We start from the raw sequence: 25,925 nt of genomic DNA, 5'->3' as shown, positions 1-25,925 counted from the left end.
ATCTCCAAATAAATATGCATAAAAAACAATCCTTTCTTTTGTGAAGAAAATAGAAAAAAAAGTAAAGAAGTAAAAAATATTTACATTTACTTAGTAAAATGATACCATATATTTACCAAGTAAAAAGGAGAGGTATTATGAAAAGAAGAGAACTATTTGGAGGGATCCTGTTGATCACGGCAGTTTCTGTCTTCATGACCGGATGTGGAGGAGAACAAAAAAAGGATAATGCGAAAGCGGATAAAGGCGGGAAAACAAAATTACGTTTTGCATCCTGGGATGTGGCAGATGACATTGACTTACAGCAAGGGGTTGTAGATGAATTCAATAAGACTCATGATGATATTGAAGTTAGTTTAGAAGCCTATGGCAGCGATTTTGATACAAAAATCAGTGCCGGTATGGGATCTGGTGATACTCCGGATGTCATGTACATGTGGAATTATCCGGCATATTATGAAGGACTGGAACCATTGGATTCGTATATAGAGAAAGAAGGGGAGGATTATAAGAAGGATTTTTATGATACATTGTGGGATTATAATTCTATGAACGAACAAATATACGGAATCCCAGTGGGCTTTACCACACATGCCCTGTTTTATAACAAAGATTTATTTCAGGAAGCAGGGATTGATGAGCCAACCGATGACTGGACCTGGGAAGATCTGCAGACAGCAGCAAAAGCTATATCTGAAAAAACAGATGCAAAAGGTTTTTCCTTCCAGATGAAACCGGACCCCTATGACTATGAGATGTATTTGTGGAGTAACGGATCGGCTTATTGTGGCAAAGACGGACAGATGGATGGATATATCAATTCGGATGAATCCAAAGAAGTATTTCAGATGTTTCAAGGTATGGAGAAAGAAGGTTATGCAGTTGCAACTGAGAAAAGCGGAACGGATGAATTTCGTTCCGGTCAATCGGCGATGTATGTCTATGGTTCCTGGTCCATCAATTCACTGAAAGAAGATGGGATGAATTATGGTATAACTAAGATTCCGTCGTTTGGCAAGCAGCCTTCTGTAAGTATATTAAGCTCATCCGGTATTGCAATGTCCAAAGATAGTAAAAATAAAGATGCGGCATGGGAATTTATGAAATACTGGACAAATGAGGAGAGCAATAAGAACCGTATCGGGCTGGAACTTCCTGTTCTTATGAATGTGGTCGATTCTGAAAAAATAATGGATAAGCCTGAATTTGCACCTTTTTACTTAATGTTAGAACAAAGTTCCGGTCACACGCCGGCAAGTTTCATTATAAAAGATTGGTCAGAGACTTCGGAAGACCTATCTTTATCTTTTGAGGAAATATTTAATCCAAGTACGTTACAAGATGTTTCTGAAACATTAGATCAGTTGTCAGAATAAAAGACAAGAACGGAAGTTTCTATGAAAAAGAAGAAATTTATGAAAACTGCAACTCCATATATTTTTATTTCACCCTGGATTATTGGATTTTTAGTCTTTACAATTGGACCGCTTATTTTGTCGCTTGTCATGAGCTTTTTTGACTGGCCGCTGACTTCAACGCGTGAATTTATTGGCTTTGGAAATTACATTGAGATGTTTACACAGGATAAACAGTTCTGGAAATCCCTAGGTATCAGTTTAAAGTATGCTGCTATTTTTGTTCCTTTAAATCTGATTATTGCCCTGTTTTTAGCTATGCTGATTACACAGCCCTTGAGAGGTGTTAAGATTTACCGGACAATATTTTATATTCCTTCCGTTGTCTCAGGGGTTGCCGTATCAATTATCTGGGGATGGATTTTAAATGGTGACTACGGTGCGCTGAATTACCTGTTATCTCTGATTGGGATAAAGGGACCAAAATGGTTAATTGATCCTGCATGGGCTCTATTTGCAGTAATCATCGCAAGTGCTTTTGGTGTTGGGAGCATGATGCTGATCTTTTATACAGATATTAAAAATATTCCCGGTGACGTATACGAGGCTGCTTCTTTGGATGGGGCAAATGCGGCCAGACAATTTTTTAGTATTACTTTACCTATGATTACACCGACAATATTGTTTAATCTGATTACATCGATCATAGGATCTTTTCAACAAGTAACTCTTGTCATGCTGCTTACAGGGGGCGGACCTTTAAAAAAGACATATTTTTACGGGCTTTATACATATAACAATGCTTTTAAACATCATAAAATGGGGTATGCCAGTGCAAATGCATGGGTTATGTTCGTAATCATCCTTTTGCTGACCGCATTCGTATTTAGATCCTCATCCGCATGGGTTTTCTATGAATCTGAAGTAAAGAATGAAAACAGCGGAAAAAGGAAGGGGAAACGGAGGAAGAATACATGAAGCAATCTAAGAAAACAAAAGTGGTTTTATATATTCTTTTGACTGCAGCAGCCATATATTTTTTAGCACCATTTATCTACATGTTTTTTTCGAGTTTTAAAACGGAGGCAGAGGCAATTGCTTATCCTCCAAAGCTTTTTCCTTCAAAATGGAACTGGGGAAATTATAAAAACGCATGGCAGACGCAGCCGTTTGGAACGTATACATTAAACTCTCTCATTGTGACGATCCTGACAACTGTCGGGCAGATTTTATCCTGCTCGCTTGTGGCATATGGGTTTGCGCGATTTGAATTCAAGGGAAAGAACGTACTGTTTATGATCCTTCTATCCACAATGATGATTCCATGGGATGTAACTATGATTCCGCAATATATGGAATTCAACTTATTTGGATGGATTAATACACTGAAACCCCTTATTGTACCGGCATGGTTCGGATCAGCATATTATATTTTCCTTATGCGACAGTTTTTGATGGGGATTCCAAAGGACTACGAGGAGGCAGCTCGTATCGACGGGGCGAATGCGTTTCAAATCTACTGGAGGATCTATATGCCGATATTAAAGCCGACCCTGATTCTGGTCGGAGTTTTAAATATGCTTACAGTATGGAACGATTACCTTGGCCCGTTGATTTTTTTGCAGGATAGATCAAAATATACACTAGCCTTGGGGCTGGCATCGTTTAAAGGCATACATGACAGCAGGATTATTCCCATGTTATGTATCACAGTGGTTATGATCATTCCACCAATCATTATTTTTATTATTGCACAGAAGTATATTGTGGAGGGAACCAGCGGTTCTATCAAATAGTACTTTATAAAACAGCCAGGCGGTATCTCAGATGCACAGGCATTTGGTAAGCCGTTTGGCTATCTTTAATCGTAAAAGACATAATAGATGAGGAGTATAATAAGCATGACAGCAAGTAGAAAAAAGAAAAGATGGGAAGATCAGAGTCTCTTAGAAATCAACAGAAGAGAAGCAAGGACATCTTTTTATGGGGATTCCGCTCCGAAAATCAGTCTAAACGGCGAGTGGAAATTCCAATATCTGGATGCACCGGAACTATCTCCGGAAGGTTTTGAAAAGGCAGATACCGACCAGGAATGGGATACGATAGATGTTCCATCTGTATGGCAGATGCGCGGCTATGACAAAATGCACTACACAGATGTATTGTATTTATTTCCCATAAATCCACCCTTTGTTCCCACAGAAAATCCGACTGGGATATACAAGAGAAAGATTCGGTTGGACCGTGACTGGCTTCGACAGGATACCATCTTAAAATTTCATGGCGTAGACAGTGCCTTCGATGTGTGGGTGAACGGTTGTCATGCAGGCTATAGTAAAGTAAGCCGCCTTCCCAGTGAGTTTGATATTACAGAACTGGTAAGGGAAGGGGAAAATGATATAACCGTCCGCGTATATAAATGGTCGGATGGGACATGGCTGGAAGATCAGGATATGTGGTGGCTGTCAGGAATCTACAGAGATGTTGAACTGATAAATGAACCAAAGAATGCAATCCTTGATTGCCGGGTAGATGCAACACTGGATTCTGCTTATCAAAATGGAATCCTAACAGCGGATATTTGCCTGAAAAATTATCAGGGGACTGTGAACTGGAGATTGGAATATCGAGGACACGAAATTTCAAAATCCAGTGTCTATTCGAAAAATAGAACGGTTCATATAGAGGAGCGAGTGGAGGAGGTAAAGACCTGGACAGCGGAAACGCCAAGATTATATATGTTGACCGTTTCTACAGAGGAACATGAGATAAAGGTACGTGTTGGATTTCGAAAAATCGAAATAAAAGATGGTAATATACGTGTGAATAACCAGGTGATTTTGTTAAATGGCGTCAATCATCATGATTTCAATCCACGAGAGGGGAGATGTGTGACTTATGAGCAGATAAGATCCGATATAATTTTGATGAAACGGTATAATATGAATGCGGTTCGCTGTTCACACTATCCTTCAAATGAATATTTTTACGATCTATGTGATGAATTTGGACTTTATGTAATTGATGAAGCAGATTTGGAATGTCACGGATTTGAATGGGTTGAAAATTATAATTGGATTACCGATGATCCGGGTTGGCAGATGGCCTATGTGGACAGAAATGTGCGTATGGTTCAAAGAGACAGAAACCATCCTTCTGTCATAATGTGGTCCATGGGAAATGAATCTGGATTTGGGAATAACTTTAAAAGAGCAGCACAAGAAATCCGAGCTCTGGATTCTACGAGACTTATTCACTATGAAGGAGATTCAGATGCTGAAGTTACCGATGTCTACTCTACGATGTATACACGGATACAGAAGCTGCAAAAAATTGGAGAGATGGGTACCGATAATAAGAAACCACATATTATGTGTGAATATGGACATGCCATGGGTAACGGCCCGGGAGGATTAAAAGCTTATCAGAATCTGTTTCGTCGGTATAAAAGGCTCCAGGGCGGATTCTTGTGGGAGTGGTATGACCATGGAGTTTACACAGAGAAAAATGGAAAGAAATTCTATCGTTATGGAGGAGATTTTGGAGATTTCCCCTCAAACAAAAATTTCTGTATCGATGGACTTTTAATGCCGGACAGGAGCCCTTCTCCTGCGCTTTTTGAATACAGTCAAGTTATAGCGCCGGTAGAAGTGACCCGGACAGAAGGAAGCATACGAGAATTTCAGATCAAAAATTATTTTGACTTTCTATCCCTAAGTGTAGTAGAAATTGACTGGTTCATCGAAGAAGAAGGCACGGTGATTCAAAGTGGTATCATGGATCACCTATCGGCAAAGCCACATAACGAGGAATGGGTGGAGATACCCTTTCATTCCTTTCGTGCAAAAGCAAATACAGATTATTATTTGAAAGTGTGTGTATGCCTGAAAGAGGACGTAAACTATGCCTCAAAGGGTCATATTATTTCAACGGTACAGTTTCCGTTGGAAATCACAAATACTGAATTATCAGAGAGAGAAACAGGAGAGGAGCTGACGTTCAAAGAGGACTCCCATCTTTTGACAATAGAGAATAGAAATATTTCAGTTAAATTCCATATGGTCTACGGAAAGATGGTATCTTTATCGAAAGACGGAAAAGACTACCTGACGGATGGCCCGCAGATGACAGTATATCGAGCGACCATTGATAACGATATGTATAAAAAAGAGGATTGGATGAATAGGTATTTTATTCAGAAATCTTCTGAACAGACAGAATATGTCAATGTAAAAAGCAAAGAAGATAAAGCTCTTGTCACAATAGGAAAATATTTTGGGTGTCTGAATCAGTCCTGGGGTTATCATTGCGTGTATGAGTACACGGTTTATCCTTCTGGTCAGGTCAAGGTGAACTTGCAGGCACAGCGTGTACAAAAAGGAAAATTAGAGCCGGAATTTTTGCCGAGAATCGGAATTTTCATGAAGGGAAATAAAGAATTGCAGAAGACGAAATGGTATGGCCTTGGTCCGGGAGAAAGTTATCCAGACAGTAAATCTGCAAGTTCTATGGGGATTTATGATAGTACAGTGGATGATTTGCAGACAAGGTATTTATATCCTCAGGAGAATGGTCACAGAGAGAATGTAAAATGGTTTGGGTTGTATGCGGATCAAGACGGGCTATTATGCAAGATGGAAAAACCGCTCGGATGGAATCTGTCAAATTATTCCGATGAAAGTCTCGAAATCGCACAACATCCCTATGAAATAGAAGAGGCTGAGGATGTCCTTATTCATCTGGATTACCTGCATTCGGGTCTGGGAAGTAATAGCTGTGGGGAGGAACAGCAAGAAAAATACAAAGTAAAACTCCAGAACTTTTCTATGACATTTACTCTGCAAGTTGTCGACAAGGATCACTTTTTGACAAAAGCCAGAGAGCGTTATTGGAATTGACAATACTATGAGAGGAGCTGAACGATGATGATTAGAGACAGATTTTCCGAAAATATCAAAGAGCAGATGAGTTCTGATGAGTGGTTGATTTTAGAGGAAAATTATAAATCAGATGAGAATCTTAAATATGAAAGCTTGTTTGCACTGTCCAATGGTTATATGGGAATTCGAGGCAGTCATGAAGATGGAACAAAGAATACTCTGCCATACACCTATGTAAACGGAGTTTTTGACAAGTCGGAGACATTTATGCGTGAATTGGCGGCACTTCCCAATTGGCTGGGTATTAAGATGTATGTGGAGAAGCAGCTGATAGGAGTAGAAAACTGCGAAATACTCGAATATTCCAGGGTGTTGGATATGAGGCGTGCAATCCTAGCAAAACATCTACTTTTAAAAGATAAAAATGGACGGATAACACTTGTCGAAGGGATGCGTTTTGTGAGTCGCGCTCATGTGCATCGTATGTGTGTTCGGTTATATTTGACTCCTGTGAATTACAGCGGAATTGTGGAGATTGAAAATATTATAGATGGAAGTGTCATTAATTTTTACGATGCACCTCGCTTTAAAGTGAAACATACGTACGTAACAGCCAATGAAAACTTACAGAAAAATGGCATTTACATGGAAGCTGCAACCAGAGACGATCATCTTCATGTTGGAACAGGATGTTATCTGGAAGTATATAAAGATAATAAAAAACTGCTGAGAAATCGAGTATTTCATGCATTTGGCGAACAGGCAGTTGAATTCGGAGATTTCCATGCAAAACAGGGTACCTGTTATCAGCTGGACAAGTTTGTTTCTGTTTATACTCAAAGAGAGTGCCCCCAATATGAAATACATAAAAAGGCTGCGGATGAAATTGAGAAGTTTATGCAAGATGGAGTCGATGCGGAACTGGCTGGTCACTGCGGTGTATATCGGGTGATGTGGAGGGAAGCGAATATTGAGATTGAGGGAGATTTTGCATTAGACAGGGCTGTCAGGTTTAATATTTTTCATCTGATGAGTGCAGCAAATGAGCATGAGGATCGTGTAAACGTAGGCGCGAAACTTTTGTCAGGAGAAGAATATGGAGGTCATGCCTTCTGGGATACAGAATTATTTATGCTTCCATTTTTTTCTTATGTCTTTCCTGAAACAGCTCAAAATATTGAGACTTACAGATACAGACTTCTGGATGCAGCAAAAGTAAACGCAAAGAAGAATGGTTATAAGGGTGCACAATATCCCTGGGAGTCTGCAGATGACGGATTGGAACAGTGCCCAGACTGGACAATCGAGCCCGATGGCACCTGTTATCGCTGCTATGTGGCAAAATATGAACATCATGTAACAGCCGCGGTTGCCTATGGTATTTATAATTATGTAAAGATTACAGGGGACATGGACTTTTTGTATCATAAAGGTGCAGAGATACTTATCGAAACAGCCAGATTCTGGGCCAGCCGATGCGAATATGTAAAAGAGAAAGACAGATATGAGATTCATCAGGTTACTGGCCCGGATGAGTGGCATGAACCCGTGAATAACAACCTTTACACAAATTATCTCGCCCGATGGAATCTGGGATACGTCAGTCCCCTTTTAAGGCAGATAGAAAAAGAGCAGCCGGCTGTATACAGAAAATTAATTGAGAAAACAGGTCTTACAAAGGATGAACAAAAGAGCTGGCATTGTATAAAGGAAAAGATATATCTGCCAAAAAAAGAGGGAACAAATCTGCTGGAACAGTTTGAAGGATATTTTGATTTGGAAAATATCATAATCGAAGAGTATGATAAGAATGACTGGCCAATACGCCCAAAAAAATTAAAACACAAAAAAGCCAGTCAGACACAGATTATCAAGCAGGCTGACGTCGTGATGCTCATGCATCTTATGGGAAACGAATTTTCTCCTGCCATGATGAAAGAGAATTATGATTATTACGAGAAAAGGACTTTACACGGTTCATCATTGAGTCCAAGTGTTTATTCGGTAATGGGATTGAAAGTGGGAGATGATTCGAAAGCGTATCGCTATCTTAACCGTGCGGCGTTTCTTGATCTGTTAAATATGCAGGGAAATACAAGGGAAGGTATACACGCTGCTAATACAGGAGGTGTATGGCAGACTGTGGTTTTTGGCTTTGCAGGTGTTTCTTTGAGCGAAGAAGGCGTGCTGCAAATATCCCCCCATATGCCAAAAGAGTGGGAAAGGCTTACCTTTCGGATTCATCACCGTGACTCTTGGTTAGAAATTCATATTACCAAAGAAAACAAGGTACAGACTAAGCTCTTGTCTGGAAAATGTAAAAAAGTAATCATTCATGGAGATGAGGTTATATTGTAATTGAAGGGAGTCGTTTATGAAAAAGTGGTTTGCCATCGGAGGTCTTTTATTAGTGACCATGATATGGGGAGGGGGATTTGTTGCCAGTGATATGGCTTTGGAAAGCATGTTGCCCTTTCAGATTATGACTGTCAGATTTTTTATAGCAGTTGTATTTATTGGAGCAGTCAGTGCAAGATCTCTGAAAAATATCAGGTGGGAGACGATACGGGCAGGCGTTATAATGGGAATCTCCCTTTTTGCCGGTTTTGCCTTTCAGATTATCGGATTACAGTATACGACGCCCTCTAAAAATGCATTTTTAACGGCTCTCAATGTTGTCATGGTACCTTTTATAGCTTTCGTAGTTTTAAAAAAGAAGATAGGGTTTATGGGATATATGGGCGCCGTGATGTCTGTTGCAGGTGTTTTTCTGCTGTCGTTTGAAGGCAACTTGTCGTTGAATTTTGGCGATGGGCTGACACTTTTGTGTGCAGTGGGTTTTGCTTTTCAGATTTTCTTTACAGGTGAATTTGTAAAGAAATACAAGACATCTCAGTTGAACTTTGTCCAGATGGCAACAGCTTTTCTGCTTTCTGCAATCTGTATGATTCTTTCAGGACAAACAGATATACATATTACAACGCAGGGAACAGGGAGTGTATTGTACTTAGGTTTTGTGAGCACATCCTTATGTTATCTGCTGCAGACAAGCTGTCAAAGATATGTAGATGAAACGAAGGCAGCAATTATTCTGTCCATGGAATCCGTTTTTGGAACGTTGTTTTCTGTCATCATTTTACAGGAAGTAATAACACCGCGCATGATTGCAGGGTGCTTGGTGATATTAACAGCCGTAATTATTTCTAATTTGTCGGTGAAATCAGAACCTAGAGGCGAAAAAATAAAGCAGAGATGAAACAGGAAGGATGAATGTGTGACGAACATGAAATATAGAGCAGTGATTTTCGACTTAGACGGCGTGATATGCTATACGGATAAATATCACTATCAGGCTTGGAAAGCCATAGCCTGTGAACTCGGTATTCATTTTGATCAAAAGATAAACAATCGTCTGCGGGGCGTCAGCCGTATGGAAAGCTTTGATATTATACTGGAAGGATATCACGGAACCTTAAGCCAGGAGGAAAAGAAAGCATATACAGAAAAGAAGAATCAAATATACCAGGCATTGTTAAAAAACATGACAAAAGACGAGCTGGCGCCGGATGTAAAAAAGACACTGGATAGCCTGAGAGATAAAGGTTTAAAACTGGCCATCGGATCTTCAAGCAGGAATGCGCAATTCATACTAGATCAGATTGGTCTGGGTCATTATTTCGATGCTGTTTCCGATGGAAATAACATCTTACATTCAAAGCCTGACCCGGAAGTGTTTCTAAAAGCAGCACAGTATCTGGGAGAAGAACCCGAAAAGTGTCTGGTCGTGGAAGATGCAAAAGCAGGAATTCAAGCGGCGCAGGCGGGAGGAATGGATAGTGCTGCACTTTTAGATGCAGTGCTATTTCCGCAGGCAACATATAAACTAATGCATTTTACCGATCTTCTGCAGGTGGTCGAGTGAGCAAGTTGCAATCACCTATCGCATGTGATAAAATCAAAATATCATTTATAATGGAAAGAGATTAAATATGGCAACACTTAAACAGATAGCTGAAATGGCAGGTGTTTCAGTGGCAACAGTTTCACGGGTATTAAATTTTGACAGTACTCTAAATGCTCTGGATGAAACAAAACAGAGGGTCTTTGAAGCTGCCGATAAACTTGAATATCAGACGCAAAATAAAAAACGGAGAAAGAAAAAGCTTAAATTAGGACTGTTATGTTCTTATTCGCTGGAAGAGGAGCTGGAGGATACCTTTTACTTGTCTGTCAGAGTTGCCATTGAAAAGAGAATAGAGGAAAGAGAATTCAAAAAGACGTATGTCAATATTGAAGACAGCCCTGACAGTATAGTATCATTGGATGGAATTATATGTCTGGGGACTTTTGATAATTCAATGCTGGATAAAATAAAGATGTTTAAAAAACCATCCATATTCGTAGATGCACCTGGAGATATTGAAATGTTTGACTCAGTACTGATTGATTTTAAATACTCAGTGGAAAACGTTTTGAAATATTTATTGAAAAAAGGACACAGAAAAATCGCATTTATCGGAGGCTGCGATTTGGATAGTGACAGAAGAAAAATCACCGATTTAAGGACCTCTGTTTTCCATTCTTTTATGGAGAAACAAAACCTCTTGAACGAAAACTATATAAAGACTGACGGATATACACCGAAACATGGTTATCATATGAGCAGGGAACTGTTTAGGTTAAAGGAAAAACCTACGGCAATATTCGCAGCAAATGATTCACTTGCAGTGGGATGCTATAATGCAGCGCAAGAATTCGGATTAAAGATTCCTGCAGATATCAGTATTATCGGTTTCAATGACACTTCTATGGCAAAATATCTAGTTCCTCCACTGACTACAGTACATGTTCCTATGAATCTGATGGGGGAACAGTCGGTAGATATATTGACGGAAAGAATATACTCAAACAGAGATGTAAGTATGAGAACCTTTTTTCCAGCTAAATTAATTATTCGGGAAAGTGTCAGTGGAATTTCTGCATAGCACAAATCCATAAAAGGGCGAGGTGCCTATATATAAAAGAAATCAAAAGAGAGCAAAAGCTCTCTTTTGATTTTACAAAAAGCGGTTATCGTACACAGATTGCACAGTTTTGATAATCAGCCCAGTCGAATGATCATCAACGAGGCTCCCAAACTGCCGCTCAGCAAGGTTGCGACGCCTGTAATCACCGGAGCGTACATCTGCAGGCGGATAGTACTGCCCTGTGCCAGATTTACCTCGATCTCATTGTAGAACTGAGATAAGGTGAGAGCCGGGGGAACCATGGACTGGGTCAGAATTCCTCCATTGATGACAAGGCGTGTTCCGAGTAAAACGGCTGCCGTAGTATTCACATGATACGAAACGCGATACAATCCGGCTGTATTTACTGTAACCGTCGTATTGCCGCCGGTTAATGTCATATCTGGCGAAAATAGTTGAACATTAGGGAATGCGATATCCGTGCCCCCAAGTAGTACGGTAATGAGTCCTCCGCTGGTATTTGCTGCAAAACCCGCTGTGGCAGAAGGCGGAGGGGTAGGCGCCGGAGGGCCAGTCGGCCCTGCGGGACCGGTCTCGCCAGTCGGTCCGGCCGGTCCGTCAGGCCCATCAGGACCGGCAGGACCGACAGCCCCTGGAAGACCCTCAGGTCCGGCAGCGCCGGTATCAGCACCTGTTGGCCCGATTGGACCGGTAGGCCCCACAGGCCCATATAGGACCGGTGCCTGCATAGCCTGTGTGAGTTTACCACTTAGGACAATCTGGTTTTCCAGTACAGCTCCGAGTGCATTGGAAGAACTATCGTTAATATCATTTACTTCTGCTACAGTAGCACTGTTCTCCAAACCAGGGAGGGAGCCAATCGCATATTGTATTTTTTCTCCTTCTGTATTGATAACATGACTAAGAGCCAGCTCTTCTGAGGCAATCGAAGAGACGATTTGATTGATGGCATCTTGTCTGTTTAAATCAGGTGTTGAGGGAAATTGTGGCAGTGACATATCGATCCCTCCTTTAACTCAGCCGAGTAATCATTAAAGTGGCGCCTGCGCCGTTTGTCAGTGTCAAATTCAGTGAAACACCTACTACTTGCAGCTGGATTGTAGATCCGGCCGCCAAATCCACGAGAATTTCATTCGTGTAGTTGGAAAGACTAATTACGGGGTCTACAATAGAAGCAGTATTTGCGGTTCCGTTTATCATAATCTGTGTACTTAGCAAGATTGCTGCGGTGACATTTACAGCATAGGCAATTCGATAACGGCCTGCAGCTGAAACTGTAAAGGTTGTAGATGATCCATCTACTGTGATGCCGGTTGGAAGGATTTGACCGTTTGTCAGGGGGACAGGTGTACCGCTCAATGAGGCAGTGAGTGTGCCTCCCGATGCGTAAGCATATGCCGAGGTTGCGGTCGTATTTGTCCCGGCAGGTCCTGTGGGTCCGGCAGGTCCTGGGGCTCCGGTAGGCCCGGTTGCGCCCACAGGACCGGTAGGTCCGGCATCTCCGGCGGGTCCTTGTGGTCCGGCCGCTCCCATAGGTCCCATAGGTCCGGCAGGTCCTGTAGGTCCGGTAGGTCCCCCGGCATCTCCGGCAGGTCCGGCAGGCCCAGTAGGTCCGGTAGGTCCCGCCATTTCAGATGCGGACAATGCCTGCTGCATCTTAGACTTTAGCAGTAGTTGGTTGTAGGAAGCATTTTGTAAAAGATTTTGCACACTCTCATTGGTATTAAGCAAATCATCAATAGTTGCTGCAGGTCCCGTGGCACCAGGCAGTGTTCCCAATACATACTGGAGTTTTTCTCCTTCCGCATTGATCACATGGCTTAGTCCAAGTTCCTCCATCGCAATGGATGATAATATTTGATTCACCGCATCATCCCGTGAAATATTGGGATTATTGGGGAATGAAGGTTGTGACATAGATATTACCTCTCTTCTTCATTTTTATTACATATAATGTGGCCATCATATGTAGCTGCATAAAAGATATTCAGGTTTTTTTGATACTGCTTTTTGCTGCAGAATACTGGTCATCAGGAATCCCTGCGGCAGACATAACTGCAGCAATGGAAGCAGGGACAGTGTCCTCTCGGCGCCTTGCAGGATGCACATGGGCAGGGGGGCGCAGGATCGGGTGGATGAGGCAGATACTCCAACACTTTGTCCATTTTGTTTTTTAAAATGATCTGGTTTTGAAGGACTGTATCCAACAGTTCTTTTGCACTTTTATTGACAGCCAGAATGTCCTTTGCATCTGCAGAACTCTGGCAGCACTTATTCTTCAGAACATGCTGTATTTTTTCACCTTCGGCATTTAGGATATGACTAAGGGACAACTCTTCAAGTGCGATGGATGATAAAATCATCGTCAAAGCCTGCTCCTGAGTAAAATCAGGATTTGGCTCTGGGAATTCAGGCATAGACATTCAATCACCTCCTCTTAATAAAGTATATGACGAAAATCTACAAAAAGTGACAAGTTTCATCTTTATATTTAAGGAAACTCTTGCTGAATAAAAACTTTCCCCATTTTTGTTTCATTTAAAGATTAAATGCTGTATAATAAAATGCAGCAAATACTATAAAATTTGTTGGGTATGCTTACTAGATGGATGAAAATGGAGCTATTTAAGATGGGCCTTAATTACAAAATTTTGAAAAAAAACAGGCTTTCTTCTATAAGACAGCGTTTAATAGCAATTATACTAATGGTGACTGTGGTAAGTTTGCTTTCACTTGTAGTGGTATCCTATGCTGCCTTACATTCCATGGAAAAAAATAAAACAGAAGCTACATTAAAGCTTTCTTTAAAGCAGATGACGGAACATATGGATGAGGCTTATTTTAGCATGGTACGGATTACGCAGCAGATGAAAGAAGGCGGAACAATAGGCTCATTATTAACGGACTATATGTCTCAGGAAAATGCCTATTATATTTATAAGACAAAAAGAGAACTTTCCAAAGAATTGGTGAATATAAGTTTTCCGAATTCTTCCGTTAATTTTGCAGGCTATTACGATCCATATAATAAAGCATGCTTGTTTGATGAAAATATGATGTTAGATAATTATAATCTTAAGGATGCACCCGTACTGATATCCGCAGGTGATGATTGTCTGAGAGGACTGGGTTTATCAAAGTGTAAAAGCAGCAATGGTCTGGTTATATCAATGCTGGGAGAAGATGCTTTTAGACATAAGAAATTGTATACCTATGTGGAAACAAAAGTTAATGTAGAAGAATACTTAGAAGATTCTGATTTAGGGTCAAAAAAGGTACTTCCTTTTGTGTTATTGCAGCTGGATGCTTCCCAGGTGATTCAATACACCAGTAGTGGTGATTTTAAGACAGGGGAAGTACTTAGAATTGATGATGATTTTGATTCGGATAAATCTTTTACCGGTATGAAAGACGGGTATTTTATTGTTGCCCAAAAAAGTAAGATAGGATATACGAACGTTTTTGCTGTAAAGGAACAGTTATATCGAAGGGAAATTTATCAATGGAGAAATCGTATTTTTTTCATCCTGCTTCTTTCCATTGTTATGTTTTATCTATCGGTATTAACGATATATCGATTAATTTACCGCCCTTTGCAATTATTTGGAGAGGAAATTGAACAAGCAGGGCAGGGAAATTTGGATGGTGTCGATTATGCGTTCGGCGTTAGAGAATTTGATAAATTAATGCAGCAATTCAGTAATATGAAAAAACAGATTAAACAATTACTCGTTGATGTAGAAAACGAAGAAAAAATGAGAAGTAAAACAGAAGTTGAAAAGCTCATGTATCAGATAAATCCCCATTTTCTTTTGAATACATTAAATTCAGTTCAGTGGATGGCACAGATTAAGAAGCAGAAAGATATCAGTGATTTTATATCAAGTCTGATTTTTTTACTGTCATATAATTTGGGAAAACAGGCAAAAACTGCAACATTTCGAACAGAATTAGAGTTCTTAAGACAGTATGTTAATTTGCAGAAGATGCGATATGATTTTGAACTGGATCTTCAAGTGGAAGAGGGAGATTATCTGGATCAGCCTACCATAAGATTGCTATTTCAGCCCCTGGTGGAGAATGCGATTCGCCATGGACTGGGAAATACAGGCATGATATATATACGATTGTTCAAAGATGAAAAGATGGGATATGTAGTAATAACTATCAAAGACAATGGAAAAGGTCTCACTGTTGAACAATTGGAAAGAATCAATCGTCCATTCGAATATACCTCGGATGGAACAGAAGAAAATGATGGAGTTGGATTACGCTATGTCAGATCTATGCTGGATTCTTTTTATGATGGCCGTGCGTTACTGACCATAAACAGCGAACTCAATAAGGGGACTAAGGTTACTATATTGTTACCGTTGGAGGAAAACAATGATAAAGGTATTGATCGTAGATGATGATAAACTGGCTCGAAAGGGAATTATTTCTATTTTGCCCTGGGCGGATTTTAATATGAAGATTGTAGGGGACGTTCAAAATGGAAGGGTGGCCCTTGAGTTTTTAAGGGAACATGAGGTGGATATCATGTTTGTCGATATCGACATGCCGGAAATTGGCGGTATGGAGTTAATGGAGACCAGTCGTAAGGAATATCCTAACGTTCAATTTGTAGTGCTGACCTTTTTTGAAGAGTTTACCTATGCACAGGCTGCAATTCGGTATGGGGTATTGGAATACATATCAAAGATTCAGATGGAAAAGGAAGATGGAGCTGCAATGCTATCCAGAATCTTCCGGCGTTTTGAGGAAAAAGCAAATATTAATTCTACTTCGGAGGATCATGAAAATCAAGAATTCTGGGAGCGTTTAAAAATTGAGTGGCAACATTTATACTGGCTGTATGATACGCCATGTTTTGAAGCGCTGGTGAGAAAAACAAAGCAAATAAATCCGGGTACAAGAAAGCTGGAACGCCTGTTATTAAAATGTATACAAATTATTGATAATAGTTTCGGAAGAGAAGAGTCTATGATTCCGTATTTTACGGATATAGATTTAATTCTGGAGTGGCTGATAAAGTGGAGAGATGAATTATATCAGTGGGCGTTAGAAGAGGATACCAATGAAAAGATGCAAGTCTGTATGATAAAAGCAATTCACTATTTGAAGCTGCATTATAAAGATAGTTTAAAAGCGGAAGAGATTGCAGACAAACTAGGCATGAGCCGTAGCTATTTCAGTATTAACTTTAAAAAATATACAGGGAAAACATTTCGCGAATATATCAGAGCAAAACGTATGCGCATAGCTGCCGGATTATTAGAAGAATCAGACAAGCGGGTTATTGATATCGCTAAAGAATCCGGTTTTGAAGACATCAATTACTTTAATCGTGTGTTTCATGAAGAAATGAAATGTTCTCCTACAGAGTTTAGAAAAAAATATACCAATTAAATACGTACATAGGTTGGAGCTCAATTCATATGAATGATAAGCTCCTTTTTTGTCTGTCAGAAAAATGTTTTAAAAAATAAAAACATTTTTTACAACAAATGTAAAAGAATGAAAACAAATTTTGTAAATTTAGAACATCAATCTATAGAATGAGCCCATTGATACTTGTTACAATATACCAGACAGATGATCTGGAACAAAAATAATCTGGATTGGGAGGATTACTTATGTTTAATAAAAAGTTTTTAAAGCAATATTATTTTATGTTGATTCCTGGTTTTATCTGGCTTGCATTAGTCAGCATTGTTCCCATGTTTGGCATTATTATGGCATTTCAGAATTATAACCCGATTGATGGTATTCTTAAATCACAGTTTGTCGGGCTGGAAAATTTCCGGTATATGTTTCAGATCAGCGATACGAAACAGGTATTAATCAATACAGTAATAATTGCAGTAGGAAAAATGATAGGGAACTTAATTGTACCATTGATTTTTGCATTATTGTTGAATGAATTGTGTATTAAAAAATTATTCCGACCAATTCAAACTATTGTGTATTTACCGTATTTTATTTCATGGGTCATACTTGCAAAAATCATCTTGAATATCTTCGGATATACTGGCCCGATTAATGCATTCATGCAGCACTTTAATCTGGAACCTGTCAATTTCTTTGGGCGTCCGGATTTATTCCGTCCTCTGGTTATTGGCACTGATATCTGGAAAGGATTTGGATATAATGCGGTAATTTACTTAGCTGCACTGCTGGGAATTGATCCGACCTTGTATGAGGCGGCAGCAGTCGATGGCGCAGGAAGATTCTCCAGATTATGGCACATCACTTTACCTGGTATTAAAACGACCATTGCACTACTTGCAATTTTATCACTGGGCAATGTACTTAACGCAGGCTTTGATCAGATCTTTAACTTGTATAATCCACTGGTATATTCAACCGGTGATGTATTAGATACCTGGGTGTATCGCGCCGGACTTGTCGAACTACAATTCAGTCTTGCAACCGCAGTAGGTTTATTAAAATCAGTAGTGAGCATGATACTTATAGCATTGGGTTACTGGTTAGCTGATAAATTCGCCGGTTATAAAATCTTTTAAAGCAGGGGTGGAGCATGATTGAAAATAAATCGTTAGGGTCAAAGATATTTGATGTGTGTAATGTAATTGTACTGATTCTGATATCCTTAGTATGTATTGTGCCATTGTGGTATATTCTTATGGTCTCTGTAAGCAGTAAGGAAGCGGTCAATGCGGGCTTGATTACGTTTTGGCCGGTTGGATTCAATTTACTTTCTTATCAGAAGATTCTGGGAGAAACTGCTTTTTTGAAATCCTTTTGGATATCCTTACAAAGAGTAGTTCTGGGAGGAGCTTTGGGGGTGGGATGCACTTTGTTAGTCGCATATCCACTTTCCAGATCCAACAGTCAATTTCCCAAAAGAAATATTTTTATGTGGATATTGATCTTTTGTATGTTATTTAATGGCGGAACTATTCCATGGTATATGACTATGCGTAGTTATCACTTAACTGACAATGTATGGGGACTTGTATTATCTGGGGGTCTTCCTGTGTTTAATGTAATAATGGCAATGAATTTCTTCCGCAACCTTCCTTCCGAATTGGAAGAGGTAGCTTATGTGGATGGAGCAGATCCGTGGACTTCTTTTATTAAGATCAATATACCTCTGGCGAAACCTATGATTGCTACGATTACATTATTGACTATTGTAGGACATTGGAACGACTTTTTTCAGGGTCTTGTATTAAGCACAAAACAGAGTAATTATCCACTACAGACCTATATCCAGCAGATGGTTGTAACGCAGAATTATTCAACAATGACAGTTGAGCAGATAAAAGAAATGGTTCAGCTAAATAATCAATCTTTGGATGCGGCGAAAATATTTATTGCCATGGTTCCCATATTGATGATTTATCCCTTCCTACAGAAGTATTTTGTCAAAGGGATCACCTTAGGCTCGGTGAAGGGCTGACTCTCTCAAGCAATAAAAATTTATATATTTCACAGGAGGTTAATATGAAAAAAAAGTTACTTGCTTTATTTTTAATGACCACAATGTTAGGGTCGTTGGTTGGGTGTTCGAACAGCAATGGAGATGATAAGAAATCCGATCAATCCACGGCTGATTCAAAAAAAGAAACATCTTCTGACGCCAAGACAACCGGGGGTCCCCTTGATCCTTATGAGGATACGGTTACCATTCATCTGGGTGCGGGATTAAATCCCAATACTTCCTTCCCGGAAGGGCAGACCATGGAGAATAATGCATTCCTGGATGCTATCAAAAAGGACCTTAATATTGAAATTGTATATGACTGGGTCTGCTCTGTTTCGGATCTTTCGCAAAAAGTGAATCTATGCATCGGAAGTAATACTCTTCCGGATATTATGAATGTGAACGCCACACAGTATCGTGCGATGTTAAAATACGGGCAGATTCAGTCACTGACAGATGCTTATGATAGTTGTGCCTCGGACTTGTTAAAGAGCTTTGTAAACAGCGGTGGGGAGCAATTAAACGATATGATCTCTCAGGATGGGAAGATGATGGCAATACCGGCTCCCAATATTAAAAACGCTGGTGTTAACGTCATGTGGATTCGACAGGACTGGCTGGATAAGCTGGAATTACAAACACCACGTACATTGGATGAGTTAAAGACTGTTGCGAAGGCGTTTGTAACACAGGATCCGGATGGAAATGGCAAAGATGATACGATAGGTATTATTGGACCGGCTAATTCTGGGACGTTAACGAATATCGGTGGAAATCTATGGGGACTGGATCCGATTTTCGGCTCCTTTAAATCTTTCCCACAATATTGGATCAAAGATGAGTCTGGTGAGATTCAATACGGATCCATACAGCCCGAGACAAAGGAAGCACTTGGAGAATTAGCTTCGATGTATGCAGATGGATTAATTGATCCGCAGATGTTAATTCGCGGTGATAGTCAGGAACCCACACTCGCCGGAAATGTCGGTATTTTCTTTGGGCCATGGTGGGCTGGTTATACAATTGGAGACAGTGTATTGAATGGTAAGGCTGACTGGCAGGCATATAATACACCGCTGGCTAAGGACGGTAAGTATTATGCACACATGGCTGAACCTACATCGCAATATATTGTGGTGAATAAAAATTGTAAGAATCCGGAAGCTGCAATGAAAATTATCAATTACCTGCTATATGAAGAATCTGACTGGGTTGAAAATGGTATTGGTGACAGTGGTGTAACGCCGAAGGAATTACCCACATCGAGTGTATATCCTTTATTCAATGTATATGACAATGCAGATGAAGATGAAGTGACATATGATACATTGAAAAAATATCTGAATGGAGAAATCACAGAGGATGATGTGGATTTTTCGACACATAAATTATTGAAAAATGATATGGAAGCAATTAAAATATTGAAAAAAGAGCCTTTTGATGATTACAGCCAAAAATATTGGGATGTAGATAATGAAATTGCACCGACCAATCTTTCAAGGTTAATTTCCATCATGATTGGTGTACGCCCCTCCGTAGAAGAAGGGTATGAGGAAGTTTACAGCGAATATTACGCGCAAACGGAATCTATGGAATCCTATTGGGCAAACTTAAAGAAGATGGAAGATGAAACATTTGCAAAGATTATTATGGGTCAGGCTTCTCTTGACAGTTTCGACGAATTTGTATCCAATTGGAAGAGTCAGGGAGGAGACAAGATTTTGGATGAAATCAAAGCAGAAGCCAGCAAATAAGAAGATTATCTGGTGACAGAACAGGCAGCCAGAACAGGTTAGTAATTAATGAACCTGTTCTGGCTGTCTCTCTTTTTAATGAAAGCAACCCGATTAATTTAATCTGCTGATAATGCTGCCATGGTAATATAGTTATACGGCTGATTAAAATGCGGAAGGAAGAAAATATCCAGCAATTTTAATTTATCAATGGTAACCTGTTCCTGGATCGCAAGTGAGAACATATGAATTGCCATTGAAACATCATACTCAGAACATAACTGTGCACCAAGGACGATTCTCGTCTTCTTGTCGTACACAATCCGAATCTTTACTTTATAATTACCGTTCTCAATAAAGAGAGCTTTCTGATAATCTTCAAAGTCAGTTGCCGCTGCATCATATCCATTCTTGCAGGCTTTCGTAAGGGTCATACCCGTTGAAATCATATGCAGTCCCCAGATACTGATCGCGTTTGAACCCTGCACACCTACAGTCTCAAGTTTTGTCCCGCATGCGTTATGAGCAGCTATGATACCCGAACGCACCGCATTGGTGGCCAATGCAATATAATTCGTATCCTGAATAGCATTATCGTATACCGTTGCACAATCGCCAACTGCATATACATCTTTCACACTGGTTTCCTGAGAACGATTCACCAGATATGCACCGTTGCGGAACAACTCCAGGCGTTCTTTTCCAATTTCGTTATTAGGGCAGAACCCAATTGCAAGAACTACCATATCTGTATCATATTCACATTTGTCAGTGATAACTTTTCTTACCTTCTTATCACCTGTTAGTTTTTTTACTGTTTCACCGAAGGCAAGATGCACGCCGTTGTCTTTTAATCTGGCTGCCATTCTGTCTGTGAATTCCGGATCAAAATAACCACCCAGGCAGGTATCTGCACAATCAATTAAGGTTACCTCACGTCCGTTTCGCTTAAATGCCTCGGCAAGTTCTACACCAATATATCCCGCACCAATTACAGTTACATGTCTGATGGAATCATCCTTCAACTTGTCAATTACTTCCTGGGCATGCTGAAATAATTTTACTAACTGTACATTCTCAAGATGAATTCCCTCAATTTGCGGAACAACAGGAAGAGAGCCGGTTGCCAGAATCAGTTTGTCATAAGGCTGTTCATATTTTTCACCGCTTTTATCTGTGGCATATATAATCTTTTGATCAAAATCTACATGGTCTACTTCTGTTTCCATATAGACCTTTGCACCCTTTTCTTCCAAAGTTTTTTTGTCCGAGTAGAAAAGCCCATCTGAAGATGAAATTTGTTTGCCGATCCAAAGTGCCATACCACAACCAAGGAAACTAATATTTGAATTCTGGTCAAATGCAATTACTTCTTTGTCGGGATACTGGTCCAAAATCGTATTCAGCGCTGCTGTTCCGGCATGATTAGCCCCAATAACTACAACCTTTTCCATTTAGATACCTCCTGAGATTCTATACTATTTTAGTAGTGATTTGTGAATATTATAACATACTTTTTTCTAATTTTCAATAGTTTTTTATATTTTAATTGACATTATATGACCATTTTTCCAAGAAAACGTCAAGAAAATCAATTATACTATCTTTAAACTGGATGCAGATGGAAATGATACCATTCAAGTAAATATCGGGGATACCATTACGGTTGTATTCACATTGGAACAGACCGAAGGTGACGATACCACGATGTATGCTATGCAAAATGAGATTCAGTATGATACAGAATTCTTTGAACTAGTGCCGGATAGCCTTAATCTGGAAGACGGAATAAGGAGTAGTGAAGTTGGGATGCGTGACAATAAACAGCGGATTTATATGAACTATCTGTCCTCATCCGGCGGGAAAGAGTGGGAGAAGAAGGTAAAAGTAGGAAGTTTTCAGTTAAAAGTGATTGGAGAAGAAGGAACCTCGACGATTACGAATGAAGATTATCTCGTCTCCACAGCGGATGGAAAAGATCACTTTCAGTCTAATACAGAGGAGCTGCGCGTTGTCATCTCTACGGAATGCAGGGTGCAATTTATGTCAAATGGTGGCACTGAAGTTCCGGAGCAGACCGTTGTGTACGGTGAAATGATACAGGAACCTGAGCAGCCAACACGCGAAGGATATGAATTCAAGGGTTGGTATCATGACATAGATACCACCAGAAAATGGAATTTTAACATAAATTAGCAAGAATTCCCCTTCCTCTTCAGGGGGCGGGATGAATTGCCATAATGTCCAAATCTTTGGAAAAGATTATATACAGCGACCAGTATAGGGATCGTTGCTTTTTGCACTGTATCCTCCAAAACTTTTTCTAAAACATGGAGAGAACACTTGTTCTTATGACAAAAATGTGTTATGCTATCATCAGTCGATAAGAGAAAAGAGATGATCAATGTGAATAAATTGGACAATAATGCACATTCAGTATTCCTCCTGTATTACCATCTGATTATGGTCGTAAAATACAGGAGAAAAGTGATTGATGATGATAGTTCTAAAAGGGCGGAGGAGATTTTTTCTTATATTGCACCCAAGTATGGAATTACCTTGGAAGAATGGAATCATGACAGAGATCATGTTCATGTGATGTTCCGGGCTCAGCCGAAAAGCGAACTCAGCAAATTTATCAATGCCTATAAGAGTGCAAGCAGTCGGTTAATTAAGAAAGAATATCCACAGATTCGAGAGAAACTTTGGAAAGAAGCATTCTGGAGCCAGAGTTTTTGTCTGCTCAGTGCAGGAGGAGCACCAATCGAAACCATACGGGCTTATATTGAAAGTCAGGGTGAAAAAGCATGAACAAAGCCATAAAATTTCGTATCTATCCAAATAAAGAGCAGGGAGAACAGTTTGCAAGAACCTTTGGATGCTGCCGGTTTCTATACAACGTGATGTTGGAAGATAAGATGAAAGAATATCAAAAAAGTAAAAAGCGGTTGAAGAATACGCCGGCTTTTTATAAAAAACAGTATCCGTGGCTGAAAGAGGTGGATTCACTGGCACTAGCCAATGTGCAGCTTCATCTGGAAAGGGCATATCAGAACTTTTTTAGAAATCCGCAGAGTGGTTTTCCAAAGTTCAAATCAAAACACAGAAGCCGTGCAAGTTATACGACGAATGTAGTAAATGGAAATATCAAACTGGAAGAAGGAAAGCTGAAGCTTCCGAAAATGTCTCATGTAAAACTGGTACAGCACCGACAGATACCGAAAGAATATCAATTGAAATCGGTGACGGTCACTCAGGAACCGTCCGGAAAATATTATGCCAGTCTTCTCTATACCTATGAGAGCCAAATAAGTGAGGAGAAAGAGGCGGTAGAAAAGATGTTGGGAATGGACTTTGCCATGAGCGGTATGGCGGTGTTTTCAGACGGAAGCCGGGCAGAGTACCCGATGTATTACCGGAAGTCAGAAAAGAAATTGTGCAAAGAGCAGAGAAAGTTGTCTCACTGTGTAAAAGGAAGCAGAAATCACGAAAAGCAGAGACGAAAAGTGGCTGTCTGTCACGAAAAGGTAAAAAATCAGAGAAAAGATTTTCAGCATAAGCTGAGCAGAAAATTGGCGGACAGTTATGATGCAGTGTGCGTAGAAGATCTGAACATGAAAACCATGAGCCGGAGTCTGCACTTTGGGAAGAGTGTTATGGATAATGGATATGGAATGTTTCTGGGAATGCTGGAATACAAGCTGATGGATCAGGGAAAGAGGCTGGTGAGAATAGATAGGTTCTATCCATCAAGTAAGACATGCTGTAAATGTGGAGCAGTAAAAAAAGAACTAAAATTATCGGAGCGGATTTATGAGTGCCGTTGTGGAAACCGGATGGACAGGGATGTCAACGCGGCAATCAATATTCGTGAAGAGGGAAGAAAAATATTATGTGCATAACTTCACCGAAAAAAAGCCCGTAACCGGGCAAAAACCGTGGGGCACACGGGGATAGCCTGCAGATACTTAGCCCGTTGGGGCTATTGAACAGGAAGCCCTCACTTCAAAATCATGAGATTTAAGTGGTGGGAGTAGGTCACGAAAGATAAAGTCAAAGGAAACATAACCCTGTATGCAGGATGGGAAAAGCCAAAGGTAAAAGACAATACAACAACCGGACTTTCCAGGTTACAGATAATTATATTGTCTGCGGCAGTCCTTGCAGCAGTCCTAGCTGTAATATTCTTTGTGCAAAAGAAGAGAGGAAAATAAATTGCTATGGCGTTTCTCCTTTCAATTTTGCTTGAAAACAGGATAATAGGGTGTTACAATAAGGCTATGACTGGAACAGGGAGAATAAAAACATGACGCAATCTGAAATGAATATTATGGTTGAAGAATTACTAATGAAGCCATGCTATGTAATAGATTTTCTTCCGCAACGAGTAACCGAATATGACAATATTCAATTTTTTAATGCAGTTGAACAGTATTATTTATGTGGAGATAAAGTTAAGCAGATTGCTAATTCGTTTATCCACATAATTCTAAAATCACTTTGTTATTTTGAATTTTCAGTATATAAAGATGGCTTGATAGAAAACCCCTCTTGCCAAGATCTTGAAAAAATGATGAAAGCTGTTTACACAAGTCAAGATGATTGTGTTTCGATATTACTTCCAAAAGAAAAATCACTCATTCAAATGTGTAGTGGTGATTTGAATTTATCTGTTTATAACCCCAATGAAAAAGTAACCCATATCTTAGGCGTGTTGGCTCAAGCAGAAGGTATGTTTTGGTGGCAAGGAAATAATTTGTGCCAATAGGCACAAAACGCTGTCTGCAAGACCGCATATACCGCATTCATGTGTATATAAATGCGCCCTTCGGGGTGGGGGGAGAGGGGCTTTGCCTGCTCTCCCTGCGCTGTTCCTGCGGCTGTGTATTACCCCCTCATGTAATTGCTTGGGTTCACTGCAAATGAGCCGCCGTCCTGCTGTTTTAGTAGTGGGTTATCATTTCCACTCTTTACAGCATACATTCCACTTCACAGGAGTAGTACCGGTGATGATTTGTTACTGGAGCTGCTGAAGTCTGTCTTCGGCTAATTTTCGAACCTCAGCCATCTTTGCATCTTTCTGGTCATCACTTTGCTGCAGCTGTACAAGTTGATTTTTTAAATCAATTGCTTCCTGCTTTTTCGCTTCATAGTCAGCTTGCAGTTTTTGAAGCTCTTCATTTTTCTTCTGAATGTCTCCATCTTTGTTTTGCAAGTCATTTTGAAGATTTTGAATTTGAGATTTCAAACTATCAATTTCTGATTTGTTCTGGTCCAATTGTGCCTGCAATTGATTTGATGCGTTTTTGTATTGATTGCCCCTATCAAATAACTTATTTACCACTGATATTGTCTGCTGTGCATCTGTAAAGAAATCCGATTGTACAGCTGCTCCGGCAACTATTCCGCCAAAAAACACACAAACGGATGCTGCTGCAATTGCAACTTTTTTCTTCATTTATCATTCCCTCCCATGAAAATATTCTGAATCAATACTACTGCGACAAGGGCAATAGTAT

At 39.9% G+C, this 25,925-nt stretch carries 22 protein-coding genes; 17 read left to right on the top strand and 5 right to left on the bottom strand.

The window, feature by feature from the left end; all coding sequences use genetic code 11:
- The first annotated feature begins 194 nt into the window (after nt 1-194).
- From INP51_RS11355 to INP51_RS11320, 8 genes are all read left to right on the top strand, one after another.
- Nucleotides 195-1,376: an ABC transporter substrate-binding protein gene (locus INP51_RS11355; RefSeq protein WP_408610551.1), complete on the top strand. Its 1,182-nt coding sequence runs from the start codon at nt 195-197 to the stop codon at nt 1,374-1,376.
- Nucleotides 1,377-1,397: 21 nt separating this feature from the next.
- The gene (locus tag INP51_RS11350; RefSeq protein WP_193734961.1) at nt 1,398-2,333 is read left to right on the top strand and encodes a carbohydrate ABC transporter permease; all 936 of its coding nucleotides are present in this window, start codon (nt 1,398-1,400) and stop codon (nt 2,331-2,333) included.
- On the top strand, nt 2,330-3,151 hold the full coding sequence (locus tag INP51_RS11345; protein ID WP_193734960.1) for a carbohydrate ABC transporter permease: 822 nt from the start codon (nt 2,330-2,332) through the stop codon (nt 3,149-3,151). The genes INP51_RS11350 and INP51_RS11345 overlap by 4 nt, the downstream gene beginning before the upstream one ends.
- A 105-nt stretch (nt 3,152-3,256) precedes the next feature.
- On the top strand, nt 3,257-6,253 hold the full coding sequence (locus INP51_RS11340; protein WP_193734959.1) for a glycoside hydrolase family 2 TIM barrel-domain containing protein: 2,997 nt from the start codon (nt 3,257-3,259) through the stop codon (nt 6,251-6,253).
- A 27-nt stretch (nt 6,254-6,280) separates the two neighbouring features.
- Nucleotides 6,281-8,593, top strand: coding sequence for a glycoside hydrolase family 65 protein (locus INP51_RS11335; protein WP_193737347.1), 2,313 nt, complete (start codon nt 6,281-6,283; stop codon nt 8,591-8,593).
- Between the two features lie 16 nt (nt 8,594-8,609).
- Nucleotides 8,610-9,491 carry a DMT family transporter gene (locus INP51_RS11330; protein ID WP_193734958.1) on the top strand — a complete coding sequence of 294 codons (882 nt, stop codon included), beginning with the start codon at nt 8,610-8,612 and terminating at the stop codon, nt 9,489-9,491.
- A gap of 27 nt (nt 9,492-9,518) precedes the next feature.
- A complete protein-coding gene (gene pgmB, locus INP51_RS11325) occupies nt 9,519-10,157 on the top strand; it encodes a beta-phosphoglucomutase (RefSeq protein ID WP_193734957.1) in 639 nt (212 codons plus the stop codon).
- 67 nt (nt 10,158-10,224) lie between these two features.
- Nucleotides 10,225-11,220, top strand: coding sequence for a LacI family DNA-binding transcriptional regulator (locus INP51_RS11320; protein ID WP_193734956.1), 996 nt, complete (start codon nt 10,225-10,227; stop codon nt 11,218-11,220).
- A gap of 116 nt (nt 11,221-11,336) precedes the next feature.
- Here INP51_RS11320 and INP51_RS11315 read toward each other — a convergent pair whose 3' ends face one another.
- From INP51_RS11315 to INP51_RS11305, 3 genes are all read right to left on the bottom strand, one after another.
- Nucleotides 11,337-12,221: a BclA C-terminal domain-containing protein gene (locus INP51_RS11315; protein WP_193734955.1), complete on the bottom strand. Its 885-nt coding sequence runs from the start codon at nt 12,219-12,221 to the stop codon at nt 11,337-11,339.
- A gap of 13 nt (nt 12,222-12,234) precedes the next feature.
- The gene (locus INP51_RS16315) at nt 12,235-13,140 is read right to left on the bottom strand and encodes a BclA C-terminal domain-containing protein (protein WP_193734954.1); all 906 of its coding nucleotides are present in this window, start codon (nt 13,138-13,140) and stop codon (nt 12,235-12,237) included.
- 113 nt (nt 13,141-13,253) lie between these two features.
- Entirely contained in the window at nt 13,254-13,646 is a 393-nt protein-coding gene (locus INP51_RS11305) for a hypothetical protein (protein ID WP_193734953.1), read from the bottom strand.
- 192 nt (nt 13,647-13,838) lie between these two features.
- On the opposite strand from INP51_RS11305, the gene INP51_RS11300 reads away from it, so the two are divergent.
- From INP51_RS11300 to INP51_RS11280, 5 genes are all read left to right on the top strand, one after another.
- On the top strand, nt 13,839-15,635 hold the full coding sequence (locus INP51_RS11300) for a sensor histidine kinase (protein ID WP_193734952.1): 1,797 nt from the start codon (nt 13,839-13,841) through the stop codon (nt 15,633-15,635).
- Nucleotides 15,610-16,632: a response regulator transcription factor gene (locus INP51_RS11295; protein ID WP_193734951.1), complete on the top strand. Its 1,023-nt coding sequence runs from the start codon at nt 15,610-15,612 to the stop codon at nt 16,630-16,632. The genes INP51_RS11300 and INP51_RS11295 overlap by 26 nt, the downstream gene beginning before the upstream one ends.
- Before the next feature lie 227 nt (nt 16,633-16,859).
- Nucleotides 16,860-17,750: an ABC transporter permease gene (locus INP51_RS11290; RefSeq protein ID WP_193734950.1), complete on the top strand. Its 891-nt coding sequence runs from the start codon at nt 16,860-16,862 to the stop codon at nt 17,748-17,750.
- A gap of 14 nt (nt 17,751-17,764) precedes the next feature.
- The gene (locus INP51_RS11285) at nt 17,765-18,649 is read left to right on the top strand and encodes a carbohydrate ABC transporter permease (protein ID WP_193734949.1); all 885 of its coding nucleotides are present in this window, start codon (nt 17,765-17,767) and stop codon (nt 18,647-18,649) included.
- A 44-nt stretch (nt 18,650-18,693) separates the two neighbouring features.
- On the top strand, nt 18,694-20,427 hold the full coding sequence (locus tag INP51_RS11280) for an extracellular solute-binding protein (protein WP_193734948.1): 1,734 nt from the start codon (nt 18,694-18,696) through the stop codon (nt 20,425-20,427).
- A 98-nt stretch (nt 20,428-20,525) separates the two neighbouring features.
- Here the strand turns inward: INP51_RS11280 and nox are convergent, their stop codons facing one another.
- Nucleotides 20,526-21,860, bottom strand: a complete 1,335-nt coding sequence (gene nox / locus INP51_RS11275) for a H2O-forming NADH oxidase (RefSeq protein ID WP_193734947.1) — start codon at nt 21,858-21,860, stop codon at nt 20,526-20,528.
- Between the two features lie 136 nt (nt 21,861-21,996).
- On the opposite strand from nox, the gene INP51_RS11270 reads away from it, so the two are divergent.
- The 4 genes from INP51_RS11270 to INP51_RS11255 all read left to right on the top strand — a co-directional run bounded on the left by INP51_RS11270 (nt 21,997) and on the right by INP51_RS11255 (nt 25,174).
- Complete coding sequence (locus INP51_RS11270) at nt 21,997-22,602, top strand: InlB B-repeat-containing protein (protein WP_329602339.1); 606 nt, start codon at nt 21,997-21,999, stop codon at nt 22,600-22,602.
- A gap of 201 nt (nt 22,603-22,803) precedes the next feature.
- Nucleotides 22,804-23,217: an IS200/IS605 family transposase gene (gene tnpA / locus INP51_RS11265; protein WP_193737196.1), complete on the top strand. Its 414-nt coding sequence runs from the start codon at nt 22,804-22,806 to the stop codon at nt 23,215-23,217.
- Nucleotides 23,214-24,308, top strand: a complete 1,095-nt coding sequence (locus INP51_RS11260) for an RNA-guided endonuclease TnpB family protein (protein WP_193734945.1) — start codon at nt 23,214-23,216, stop codon at nt 24,306-24,308. The genes tnpA and INP51_RS11260 overlap by 4 nt, the downstream gene beginning before the upstream one ends.
- Nucleotides 24,309-24,712: 404 nt before the next feature.
- Nucleotides 24,713-25,174, top strand: coding sequence for a hypothetical protein (locus INP51_RS11255; protein WP_193734944.1), 462 nt, complete (start codon nt 24,713-24,715; stop codon nt 25,172-25,174).
- A 249-nt stretch (nt 25,175-25,423) separates the two neighbouring features.
- Here INP51_RS11255 and INP51_RS11250 read toward each other — a convergent pair whose 3' ends face one another.
- Nucleotides 25,424-25,864: a hypothetical protein gene (locus tag INP51_RS11250; RefSeq protein ID WP_193734943.1), complete on the bottom strand. Its 441-nt coding sequence runs from the start codon at nt 25,862-25,864 to the stop codon at nt 25,424-25,426.
- Nucleotides 25,865-25,925: the final 61 nt, after the last annotated feature.

The sequence above is a fragment of the Blautia liquoris genome (assembly GCF_015159595.1).
In the GTDB taxonomy this organism is placed as follows: Bacteria; Bacillota; Clostridia; order Lachnospirales; family Lachnospiraceae; genus Novisyntrophococcus; species Novisyntrophococcus liquoris.
This window is presented reverse-complemented; position numbering and strand designations above follow the sequence as displayed.